The 12,715-nt window shown below is 77.1% G+C and carries 3 protein-coding genes; 2 read left to right on the top strand and 1 reads right to left on the bottom strand.

Annotated features, from left to right (window positions below; genetic code table 11):
- Positions 1–3: 3 nt before the first annotated feature.
- Positions 4–1,356, bottom strand: a complete 1,353-nt coding sequence (entS, locus tag VGI02_RS12925) for an enterobactin transporter EntS (protein WP_331627790.1) — start codon at positions 1,354–1,356, stop codon at positions 4–6.
- 186 nt (positions 1,357–1,542) lie between these two features.
- Here entS and VGI02_RS12920 point away from each other — a divergent pair, with 186 nt between their 5' ends.
- A complete protein-coding gene (locus tag VGI02_RS12920; RefSeq protein WP_331627789.1) occupies positions 1,543–6,657 on the top strand; it encodes a non-ribosomal peptide synthetase in 5,115 nt (1,704 codons plus the stop codon).
- Positions 6,654–12,715, top strand: a 6,062-nt coding sequence (locus tag VGI02_RS12915; RefSeq protein WP_331627788.1) for a non-ribosomal peptide synthetase, incomplete at its 3' end; no start/stop codon positions are given. The genes VGI02_RS12920 and VGI02_RS12915, both read left to right, overlap by 4 nt.

Here is a 12,715-nt window from a genome sequence, read left to right as displayed (position 1 = left end):
GGGTCAGCGGGCCTCGCGCGGCGCCGCCTCCGAACGCTCGTCGGCGCCGCCGGCGTCGTGGTGCAGGCTCGCGCGCCGCAGCGGGGGGAGGAACGTCGCGAGGGCCGCCGTCGCGACCACGCACACCGCACCGCCCGCCGCGATCGCCGGGCCGGGCCCGAGCAGCCGCGAGGCGACGCCCGCCTCGACGCCGCCCGCGGACGGCCCGACCGTCGCCTGCGCGAGCCAGACGCTCGACACCCGCCCCTGCAGGTGGTCGGGGGTGACGTCGGCGAGCAGCGCCCGGCGGAGGATCTCCGAGACCATGTCGGACGCCCCGGCGACGGCGAGGAAGCCGAGCGCCCACACGAGGGGGTCGCCCGGCATCGCCGGGGAGAGCCCGAAGAGGCCGATCGCCGCGCCGTAGAGGCCCACGGCGACGAGCAGCACCCGGCCGGTGTGCCGCACCGTCGTCGTCCATCCGCTGGTGAGGGCAGCGATCATCGCGCCGACGGCAGGCGCGGTGTACAGCAGACCGGCCGCCTCCGGGCCACGTTCCAGGACCTCGACGACGACCTGCGGGAACAGCACCTGCGGGAGCGCGAAGAGCATGGCCGCCACGTCGACGAGCAGCACGCCGCGCACCACCGGGTTGCGGGCCACGAACGCGGCGCCCTCCCGGATCGCGGCGAGCGGGTGGGCCTTCGTCCCGCCCTGCGGGGGCAGCGGGGGCAGGAACCACAGCAGCGTCGTCGTCACCGCCGACGCCACGGCGCACAGCCCGAAGTTGACCGTCAGGCCGGGCCCGGCGATCAGCAGGCCGGCCACCGACGGCCCGACGACGGCGCCGATCTGGGTCGAGAGCGCCACGAGCGCCCCGGCCGCGGCCAGCTGGTCGCGGGGCACGATCGCGGGCGTCACGGCCATGAGCGCGGACTGGCTCACCGCGGTCCCGCCGTTCACCGCCACGCAGAGGTAGAGCACCCACAGCTGGGGCGAGGGCACCGCGGCGTTCACCGCGAGCACCGCGAACACGACGGCGGCGGTGCCCCGCGATGCCAGGATGACGGTGCGGCGGTCGAAGCGGTCGGCGATGACGCCACCGGCGAGCGTGCCGACGAGCGTGGTCACGCCGACCACCGCCGCCGCGAGGCTGACCGCGAGCGAGGACCGCGTCATCTCGTAGACCTGCCACGGCACCCCGACCGTGGTCAGCGCGATCCCGAACAGCGACACGATCCGGGCGCCGAACACCAGGCGGAACTCGGGGCTCGCGCGCAGCGGCGACACGTCGATCATCAGCGAGCGCATCGCCCACTCCTTCCTCGTGGTGTCCGGGTCGGCGCCCTCCGTGTCCGAATAGGTGAGGCTAGCCATACTACGCAGCGCGGCACACTATCCACCACAGCGTGGTCGATTCTTCACGTTCTGCGCCAAACCTCCGTGTTCGGGGGTCGACCGGGGAGTGGCGAGCATCGCGCCACCGTCCGTCTTGTCCGTTGCAGGTTAGGGTTGCTTTACTCGCACGTCGGCGGGGTCGAGGGCGAGGAGGTGCGTGCCAGCGTGGGCACGGCGAGCGACGGACGCCAGGAACCCGCCTCGGGCGCACCGGACGCGGCGGGCACGCTGCCGTTGACGACGGCGCAGGCGGGCATCTGGTTCGCCCAGCGCCTCGACCCCGACAACCCGATCTTCACGACGGGCGAGCGGGTCGACCTGCGTGGCCCGCTCGACGTCGGGTCCTTCGTGCGCGCGGTCGGGATCGCCGTCGAGGAGGCCGACGCGCTGCACGTGCGGGTGGTCGAGGTCGACGGCGAGCCCCGCCAGCAGTTGCTGCCCCCCGCCGACCGTCCCGCCTGGGCGATCGAGCGGGTCGACGTCGCCGACGAGCCCGACCCGGACGCCGCCGCGCTGGCCTGGATGCGCGCCGCCCTCGCGCGCCCGGCCGACCCGGCGGCAGCGGGCGGGGACGCGGGGCCGTTGTTCGGGCAGGCGCTGCTGCGTCTCGGCGAGGACCACCACGTGTGGTTCCACCGCTACCACCACCTCGTCACCGACGCCTACGGGTTCTCGCTGATCGCGCGGCGGGTGGCCGCGGTGTCGACCGCCCTCGCGGCGGACGAGGACGTGCCCGAGGCGCGCTTCGGGTCGGTCGTCGACCTCGTGACGGGCGAGCGCGAGGCCGCCGCCGCGAGCCGCGGGGCCGACCGGGAGTTCTTCGCCGGGCGCTTCCCGACGGCGCCGGAGCCCGCGACCCTCGGCGCCGGCTCCGCCCTCACCTCGTGGACCTTCCGGCGCGAGGTGACGACGCTGCCGTCATCGGTCGTGTCCGGGCTCGACGAGCTCGCCGGGGACGCCGCGTGGCCCGATGCGGTACTCGCCGCCGTGGCCGTCCTGCTCGCCCGGCACGGCTCGGGCGGCGATGACGGCGACGGCGACGGTGGCGGCGGTTCCGGCCGCGTCGTCCTCGGCGTGCCGATGATGAACCGCCTCGCCGGGCCGCAGCGCGCCGTGGCCGCCCGCACGCCGGGGATGCTCGTGACGATCGTGCCGGTGGGCGTGACCGTCGACCCGGCGGCGCCGCTCTCGGCCCTGGTGGCCGACGTCGCGGCGGAGATCGCCGCGGTGCGCGCCCACGCCCGCTACGCCGTGGAGGACCTGCGTCGCGACCTGCGGATGCGCGCGGAGGGCTCGCCCGGCGGGTCGGCGCTCGTCGGGCCCTGGGTCAACGTGAAGCCCTTCGCCGACCGGTTGCGCGTCGGTGGGCGGGACGGCGCCGTCGTGGAGGGGGCCGCCCGTCCGGTGTCCGGCGGGCCGGTGCACGACCTCGCCGTCAACGTGCAGCGCGCACCCGACGGCTCGCTCGCCCTCGACGTCGACGCCAACCCGGCGACCTACTCCGAGGCCGACCTCGCCGGGCACGCGCGACGGGTCGCGGGACTGCTGGAGGAGCTGGCCGGGAGCTCACCGGACCGGCGGGTCGGGACGCTGCCGCTGCTCGGTCCGGCGGAGCGGGACGCGGCGCTGGCGGCGGGGGCCGGGCCGGAGGTGCCGGCGGCATGGTCGGCTGTGTCGCTGGCCGAGCTGTTCGTCCGGGCGGCCGGTCAACACGCCGACGCGGTGGCGGTGGCCGAACCGGTTGGGCCGTCGCTGACGCACGCCGAGCTGGACGGCCGGGCCCGCGCGCTCGCCGCGTCGTTGGTCGAGGCCGGGGCGGGACCGGAGTCCCTGGTCGCACTCGCGTTGCCGCGGACGGTCGACCTCGTCGTCGGGGCCCTCGCGGCGGTGCACGCCGGGTGCGGGTGGGTGCCGCTCGACCTCGACGCGCCCGCCTCCCGGTTGGCGCAGATCCTCGAGGACGCGTCGGCGGTGGTCGGTGTGGTGACGGCGGAGACCGCGCCGACGTTCGCGGCGGCGGCCCCGGAGGTGCCCACCCTCGATGTCAGAAAAGTCCCGTTGCAGACGTCCAGTGTCAGCAACGGGACTTTTCTGACATCCGGGCCCGGCGCCCACCCCGCCCACGTGATCCACACCTCGGGCTCCACCGGCCGACCGAAGGGCGTCGTCGTCCCCCGTGACGCGCTGCGCACCTTCCTGCTCGACATGGTTCCCCGCACCCGCCTCGCTCCCGGCGCCACGCTCGTCGCGGTGACCACGGTCGGCTTCGACATCGCCGCGCTCGAGCTGTTCACCCCGCTGCTCGCCGGCGCCCGCCTCGTCGTCGCACCCCGGCGCACCGTGCAGGACCCGACGGCCCTCGCCGCGCTCCTGCGCACCGAGCGCGCCCGCGGCCCGCTCACCGTCCAGGCCACCCCGACCCTCTACCGCGCGCTGCTCGACGTGCTCGGCCCGCAGGAGCGCACGGAGGTCTTCGACGACGTCACCGTGCTCGTCGGCGGCGAGGCCCTCCCTGCCTCCCTCCACGACGAGCTCACCGACGCCGGCGCGCGCGTCACCAACCTCTACGGCCCGACCGAGGCCACCGTCTGGGCCACGGTCTCGCCGACCCCCGCGATCGGCCACCCCATCGCCGGCACCCGGGCCCACGTGCTCGACGCCGCGCTGGCGCCGGTTCCCGACGGCGTCGTCGGCGAGCTCCACCTTGCGGGCGCGAGCCTCGCGCGCGGCTACCTCGGCCGGCACGCGCTGACCGCCGAGCGCTTCGTCGCCGACCCGCTCGGACCGTCCGGCACCCGCATGTACCGCACCGGCGACCTCGCCCGGCGCGACGCCGACGGCGCCCTGCACTACGTCGGGCGCGCCGACCAGCAGATCAAGGTCCGCGGGCACCGCGTCGAGCCCGGCGAGATCGAGGCCGCACTCGACGCGCTCGACGGCGTCGTGCGCAGCGTCGTCGCCCTGGCCCGTGACGACACCGGCGGTCGGCTGGTCGCCTACCTCGTCGGCACCGGGGATCTCACGACGGCGGCGGTCCGGGCCCGGCTCGCCGCGTCTCTCCCCACCCACCTGCTGCCCTCCGCCGTCGTCGTCCTCGACGCCTTCCCGGAGACCGCCAACGGCAAGGTCGACCGGGCCCGCCTCCCGGCGCCCGGCGGTCCCGCTCCCGGCGCAGGCCGCAGCGCCGACGGCCCGGCCGAGACCGCGGTGTGCGGGATCGCCGCCGACCTGCTCGGCGCCGACGCGGGCCCCGACGACGACTTCTTCGCCCTCGGCGGGCACTCCCTGCTCGCCGCCCGGCTGGCGTCCCGCGTGGGCGAGCGGCTCGGCGCGGAGCTCTCGGTGCGCGACGTGTTCGACGCGCCGACCCTCGCCGACCTCGCCGCCCGCGCCAAGCCCGGGAGCGCCCCGGCCACCACCGTCGCGCAGGACGACGTCCCGGACGACGGCCCCGCGCCGCTCTCGCCCGCCCAGCGCAGCCTGTGGTTCCTGCACCGGCTGCAGGGTCCGACGGCGACCTGGTCGATCCCGCTCGTGGTCCACCTCGACGCCCCCCTCGACGACGCCGGAGCGGACGCCCTCGAGGCCGCGGTCGGGGACGTCGTCGCCCGCCACGAGCCGCTGCGCACCGTCCCGCGCGAGGACCCGGACGACCCCGGCGCGGTGTGGCAGCACGTGCTCGCCCCCGACAACGTCACGGTGCCGGCGGCGCGGGTGTGGGTCGATGACGACGTCGCGCTCGACGCCGCCGTCGACGACGCCGCCCGCACCCCGATCGACGTCGCGACGACGATCCCCGTGCGCGCCACCCTCGTGCGCGGACCGGGCCGGGCCGCGCTCGTCGTCGTCGTGCACCACCTCGCCGGGGACGAATGGTCCCTCGCGACCCTGCTCGACGACCTCGCCGCCGCACACACCGCGCGCCTCGCGGGCCGTGCTCCCGAGTTCCCGCCGCTGCCGACCACCTACGCCCGCACGACGCGGGCCGCGGCCGTCCGCCGGGGCGACCCGGCGGACCCGTCCTCGCCGGCCGCCGCCGGGCTCGCCCGATGGCGCGACCGGCTCGCGGGCGCCCCGACCGAGGTCACCGTCGCCCACGACCGCCCCCGACCGCCGCGCCCGTCGGGGGCCGGGGGCGAGGTGCCGGTGACGATCGACGCGGCACTGCACCGCGGCGTGCGCGCGCTCGCCCGGGAGACCGGGACGACGACGTTCATGGTCGTGCACGCGGCGCTCACCGCGGTGCTGCGCGCGCTCGGGGTGGGGGAGGACGTCGTCGTCGGGACCCCGGTCGCGCGGCGCGAGGACCCGGCCGCGGAGCCGCTGGTCGGGCTGTTCGTGGGGCTCGTGGCGCTGCGGGTGCCGACCGACGGGGTGTCGAGCGTCCGCGAGCTGCTCGGGCGGGTGCGCGACGCCGACCTCGACGCGGTCGGCGATGCCGGCGTTCCGTTCGACGAGGTGGTGTCCGCGCTCGCGCCGCCGCGCCGGCCCGGGCGCCACCCGCTGTTCCAGGTGATGCTGTCGCACCGCGAGGTCCGCCCGCCGTCGGAGGTGCCGCACCTGGCCGGGCACCCGGTGCGCACCGAGCTGCGGGGGACCGGCACCGCGAAGCTCGACCTCACCGTGGAGCTGACCGAGACCCGCGGAGCCGACGGGATCACCGGGCGCCTGGAGTACGCGAGCGAGCTCTACGACGCGTCGACCGCGTGGGCCCTCGTCGACGCGCTGGTCGCGGCGTTGCGCGCGATGGCGGCGGACGTCGACGGCCCGCTGCCCGATCTTTCGGACCCCGCCGTTCCGCACGAGGGGAACCCTCACCCGCATAGAGCGACGGGATCCTCCCCTCGCGCGCCCGGGGCCGACCCGAGCGCCGCGCACGAGGGGAACCCTCGGGTTGATAGAGCGACCGAGGGTTCCCCTCGCGCCGAGTCGGCGGAGGCCACCCGCGCGCTCGCGGCGGTGTTCGCCGACGTGCTCGGGGTGGCCTCGGTCGACCCGGACGGCGACTTCTTCGCCCTGGGCGGGGACAGCATCGCCTCGATCCGCGTCGTGGCCCGGGCGCGCGCGGCGGGGTGGGCGGTCGAGGTCGCGGACGTCCTGGACCTGCGCACCGCGAGCGCGCTGGCCGCCGTCGCCCGCCCGGAAGGCGCAGCGCCCGAGAGGACGAGCGAGGCTCCGGCCCGGTTGGTGGACCTCGACGACGACGAGCTCGACGACCTCGGGTTCGACGACGATCCAGCTGACGACGAGCCCGCCGACGCCCTGCGGAGCGGGCGGTGAGCGGGCAGACCGGGCGAGGGGTCAGCGACGTCCTGCCGCTCACCGGGCTGCAGCGCGGGCTGCTCTACCTGGCCCGCCGCGACGGCGAGCAGGACACGAGCGCCGTCGACCCGTACACCATCCAGTTCGTCGTCGACGGCGACGGCCCGCACCCCGAGCGGCTGCGGGAGGCGCTCGACTCCGTGCTCGACCGCCACGACGTGCTCCGCGCGGCGGTGCGCGACCGCAAGAGCGGCGAGCCGGTCGCCGTCGTCCCGACCCGGGCGCGGGTGGCCTGGCAGGAGGCGGACGCCGCGACCGCCGACGCCGTCGAGGAGCTCTGCCTCGACGAGCGCCGCCGCCCCTTCGACCTCGCGCGCCCCCCGCTGGTGCGGGCGCTGCTCGTCCGGGGCCCCGGGCACGGGTGGCGCCTCGCCGTGACGCTGCACCACCTGGTGGTCGATGGCTGGTCGCTCGGGCCGCTGGTCCGCGAGCTGCTCACCACCGCCGACACGGGCGCGGCGCCCGGATCCGACGCGGTGCCGTTCCGCCGCCACCTCGAGCACCTCGCGACGCTCGACCGCGACGCCGCCGCACGCCGGGTCGCCGACGACCTCGCCGGGCTCGACGAGCCCACACGCCTCGTCCCCGCCCTCCCGGACACCCCGGCCGACCTCCCGGCCTCGGTCACCGTCGACCTGCCCACGCTCGACACCTCGCGCTGGACCCTCGCCACCCTGCTCCAGGCCGCCTGGGGGATCACGCTCGCCCGCCTGACCGGACGCGACGACGTGGTCTTCGGCACCACCGTGTCCGGCCGGCCCGCTGCGCTCGACGGCGTCGAGGACATGATCGGTCCGTTCGTCGCGACGCTGCCGGTGCGCGTCGACGCGACACCGGGTCCCGACGGCGGGCGCACGGTCGCCGACCTGCTCGACGGCCTCGCGGCCCGCGGCCGGTCCCGCCTCGCGGACGAGCAGGCCGACCTCGCGACGGTGTCCCGCCTGTCCGGGATCGAGGGCGAGGCCTTCGACACGCTGCTCGTGATCGAGAACGTCGGGCTCGACCCGTCGCGGCTCGCGACCCTCGCGCCCGGGCTCGGGGTGCGCTCGGTCGGCATCCGCGACGCCACGCACTACCCGCTCAGCATCGTCGCGCTGCCCGCCCACGGGGACCAGCCCGCCCGGTTGCGGGTCGTGCACCGGCCCGACGCGCTCTCCGCCGACGACGCGCGGACGCTGGCGCACCGTGTGCTGCGGGTGCTGTGCATCGTGGCTTCGGACCCGTCGTCCCGGCTCGTCGACATGGAGGTCACCGACGACGCCGAGCGCCGCTGCCTCGTGGTCGACCCCAATACTCCGGGACCGGACGAACCGCGCCGCAGCGTCCCGACGACGTGGCCCGGGCTCTTCGCCCGGGCCGCCGCGCTCGACCCCGCCAAGCCCGCCGTGCGCGACGGCGAGCGGACGCTCACGTGGGCGGAACTCGACGCCGCGTCGGACCGGCTCGCGCGCGGGCTGGTGGAGCGCGGGGCCGGGCCGGGCGAGGTCGTCGGGGTGGCGCTGCCGCGCACGGTGGACCTGATCGTCGCGCTCGCCGCCGTGCTGCGCTCCGGTGCCGCGTACGTCGCGCTCGACCTCGACTACCCGGCCGAGCGGCTCGCGCTCATGGTGAGCGAGGCGGCACCCGTCGTCGTGCTCACGGACGGCGATCCAGCCCTGGAGTTGGGCGAGGATGTGGAGCTGCTGACGTTCGACGTCTTGGCGATGCGCTCTGAGCACGCCGATAGGGCATCGCTGACACCGGGACCGGCCGCGCCGCTGCCCGAGCCCCACCCCGACGACGCCGCGTACCTGATCTTCACCTCGGGCTCCACCGGCCGGCCGAAGGGCGTCGTCGTGCCCCACGCCGGCATCGCCGACCTCATCGCCACCGCCACCGATCCGGCGCGCCTCGCGGTCACCCCGGACGCCCGTGTGGCGATGTTCGCGAGCGTCAGCTTCGACCTGGCGTTCTTCGAGATGTCGATGGCGCTGTGCGTGGGCGGGACCTGCGTGCTGGTCCCGACCGCGCTGCGCAGCCCCGACCACGCGCTCGCCGCCTACCTGCGCGACGAGGGCGTCACCCACGCGGCGCTCCCGCCGAGCGTCTCGGGAGCCCTCCCCGCGGACGCCCCGCTGCCCGAGGGCATGACGATCCTGGTCGGCACCGAGGCGGTGCCCCCGGAGCTCGTCGCGCGCTGGGGACACACCAGGCGGCTCTTCGACGCGTACGGCCCGACCGAGGTCACCGTCAACGCGACGCTCGGCCGCCTCGATCCCGACGCGGTCGCCCGCACCGGCGCGGCCCCGATCGGGCGCGTCGACGTCGGCGGGCGCGCCTACGTGCTGGACCGGCGCCTGCGACCGGTGCCCGACGGCGTCGTCGGCGAGCTCTACCTCGCGGGCGCCGGTCTGGCGCGGGGCTACCGCGGGCGTCCCGACCTCACCGCCGAGCGCTTCCTCGCCGACCCGTTCGGCGACGCCTTCGACGAGCCCGGCGCCCGGATGTACCGCACCGGCGACCTCGTCCGCCGCCGGCCCGCGACGCTCCTCGGCGGGGAACCCGACCCCTGGCCCGGCCAGCTCGACTACCTCGGCCGCGCCGACGAGCAGGTCTCGCTGCGGGGGTTCCGGGTCGAGCCGGGCGAGGTCTCCGCGGTGCTCGCCGAGGACCCGGACGTGGGGCAGGCGCTCGTCGTGGTGCGGCGCGACGGGGACGGGCTCAGCGCCGGAGGACGGCCGCGGCTCGTCGGGTACGTCACCGGGAAGGCCGACCCCGCCGCGCTGCGCGCCCACGCGGCCGCGCGGCTGCCCGAGCACATGGTGCCCGCGGCCGTCGTGGTGCTCGACGCGTTCCCGGTGACCGCCAACAACAAGATCGACCGTGCGCGACTGCCCGCGCCCGACTTCGGCGCCGCCGCGGGTGCGGGCGGGGAACCCACGACAGCGGCCGAGCGCGCCCTGTGCGCGGTGGTCGCCGAGGTGCTCGCCCTGGACGAGATCGGGATCGACGACGACTTCTTCGCCCTCGGCGGCGACTCCATCGTCGCGCTCGCGCTGGTCACGCGGGCGCGCCGGGCGGGTTGGACGGTGACGCCCCGTCAGGTCGTCGAGCGGCGCACCGCGCGCGAGCTCGCCGCGGCGGCGACCGCGATCGGTGCCGCGGCGACGGCGGTGGCCGACGACGGGACGGGGACGGTCGCGCTGCTGCCCGTCGCGCGGGCCTGGCTCGCCCGGTGCGCGGCCGTGGACGCCCCGATCGCGCGCTACCACCAGCGGGTCGTGCTGCAGGTCCCGCCGGGGGCGCGGGTCGCCGAGGCCGTCGACGCGGTGCTCGCCCGCCACGACCTGCTCCGCGCCCGGCTGGTCCGCGGCGACGGCGACCCGGTGCTCGAGGTGCCCGCCGCCGGCGCGATCACGGCCGCTGACGTCGTGCGCACGTCCGCCCCGGCCGCGGATCTGGATCACGATCAGCCCGGCCATGATCGCCAGGACGACGAGGATTCGGACGCCCAGCCATCAGGCCCTCGTCATCCCGGTGATCATGAACGGGCCGGCATGCTCGACGCGGCCGTCGAGGACGCCGCGTCCCGCCTCGACCCCGAGCGCGGACGCATGGTCGCCGCGACCCACATCGACGCCGGCGAGGGCAGACCCGGCCGGCTGGTGCTCGCCATCCACCACCTCGTCGTCGACGCCGTGTCCTGGCGCGTGATCACCGATGACCTGCGCGAGGCCCACGAGGCGGTCGTCGCGGGCCAGGAGCCCGGCCTCGACGTCGTGCCCACGTCCTTCCGGACCTGGACCGCCGACCTCCCCGCGGCGGCGACGGCGCGCGCGGGGGAGCGGGAGCACTGGCTCGCCACCGCGCCGGGCCCCGACGACGTGCGGATCGTCCGGCGCCGGACGACAACCGGCACGGTCGCCCACCAGCGCCACCACCACGTGACGCTGCCGCCCGAGGTCGCCGGTCCGCTGCTCGGCGCACTGCCGGCGAGCATCCGCGGCGGGGTCGACGACGTGCTGCTCGCCGCGGTGCTCCTGGCCGTGACGCGGCATGCGGACGGCACGGCGCTCGTCGTCGACCGCGAGCGGTACGGACGCGAGGGATCGGTGGGGCACGCCGGCCCGGACCTCTCGCGCACCGTCGGCTGGTTCACCGTCACGCACCCGGTGCGGCTCACGCTGCCCGCCGACGGGCGCCCCGGCCGCCTCCTGAAGGCGGTCAAGGAGCAGCTGCGCGCCACTCCGGGCGACGGCGCCGGGCACGGTCTGCGCCGGGAGGTGGCGCACGACGCCGACCTCGGCGCGACCTCCGCACTGCTCGTCAACTACCTCGGCCGCTCGAGCGTCCGCGCCCCCGACGACGCCGCGTTCGCCCCGGCACCCGAAGCCCCCGTCATGAGCGGCGGCGCCGACCCGGCCACGCCGCTCTCGCATCCACTCGAGGTCAACGCCCGCACCGAGGACCGCGACGACGGGCCGCACCTCGTCGCGCGGTGGTCGTTCGACGCCGGACGGCTCGACGAGGCCGAGGTGACCGCGCTCGCCGACGGCTTCGCCGACGCGTGCCGGGAGCTGGTCGCCGCGCGCGCGGACGTGGGCGGGCCGACGCCGTCGGACTTCGCCACCGTCGCGCTCACCCAGGACGACGTCGACGCCCTGGCGGCCCGGCCGGCCGGGCTCGACGGCGACGGGGCGGTCGTCGCCCCCGCCCCCCTCGCCGAGGGACTGCTCGCGACGTCCGCGCTCGCCGGCGCCGAGGACCTCGCGGACGGCGACGACGTGTACGCGGTCGCCCTCGAGATCGACCTCTCGGCCCCGCTGACCGGGGAGCACCGCGCCGCGCTCGACCGGGCCGCGACCGCGCTCGTCGTCCGCCACGACGCGCTGCGCGAGACCTTCCCGCAGGTGTCCTCGGGCCGGTGGGTGACCGCGATCGGCGCCGCGCCGACCAGCGAGCTGTGGAGCTACCGCGTCACCCACTCCGGCCTCGTGATGAGCGCCCACCACGCGATCCTCGACGGCTGGTCGACGCCGGTGCTGGTGCGCGAGTGGTTCGCGCTGTGGACCGCCGCCCTGGCCGATCCCGACGCCGGGCCGACGGGGCTCGTCGAGCGCGCCGGCCTCGGGGCCACCTACCCGCACCGCGCCCACCTCGCGCGCCTGGCCACCCGGTGGGCCGGCCCCGAGGGGGAGGCCGCCCGCGCGGCGTGGACGCGCTCGCTGGCGGGGCTCGACGCCCCGACGCTGCTCGCTCCCGGCGGGTCCGACCCGGACGGCGGCCCGGCGGCGGCGCTGGAGCGCGACCTCGACCCGGGGCTCGCGGCCGACCTGCAGGCCTTCGCCCGCTCCCGGGGCGTCACGGTGGCGACGCTGCTGCAGGTCGCATGGGCGCTCGTGCTGGCGCGGACCACGGGACGCGACGACGTCGTCCTCGGGCAGACGGTGTCCGGGCGGCCGCCGGACGTCGACGGTGTCGACACCGCGGTCGGGCTCTACATCACGACGGTGCCGGTGCGGGTCCGGCTCGACGACGCCGAGTCGTTGACCGACCTCGTCGGGCGGATCCAGGCCGAGCAGGCCGCGCTGCTCGAGCACGCCGAGATCGGGCTGCAGGCGATCCAGCGCACGGCACCGGCCGGGACGGGGGAGCTCTTCGACACCCTGCTCGTCGTCGAGAACTACCCGCTCGACCCGTCCGCGGTCGACGCGGCCGCCCCGCCCGGCCTGCAGGTCACCGAGGTGCGCAACCACGACGCCCCGCACTACCCGGCGAGCCTCGTCGTGACCCCCGCCGACGGCGCCCTCCACCTCGCCCTGACCCACCGCCCGGACGTCGTCGACCCCACCGCCGCCACCGCCCTGCTCGACCGCACCGTCGCGGCCCTGCGCGCGTTGGCCGGGACGCCCGAGGAGGCGGTCGGCCGGATCGACCTGCTCGACGACGCCTCCCGGGCCGCGGCGCTCGCCTCCGGCCCGGTGCGCGAGCTCCCGCCGACGACGCTGGCGGCCCTCGTGCTCGACGGCCTGGCGGC

The sequence above is a fragment of the Actinomycetospora sp. genome, assembly GCF_036497245.1.
Classification (GTDB): Bacteria; Actinomycetota; Actinomycetes; order Mycobacteriales; family Pseudonocardiaceae; genus Actinomycetospora.
This window is presented reverse-complemented; position numbering and strand designations above follow the sequence as displayed.

Coding starts and splice junctions, on each gene's coding strand:
- entS (WP_331627790.1), bottom strand. CDS start 1,356: ATGGCTAGCCTCACCTATTCGGACACGGAGGGCGCCGACCCGGACACC.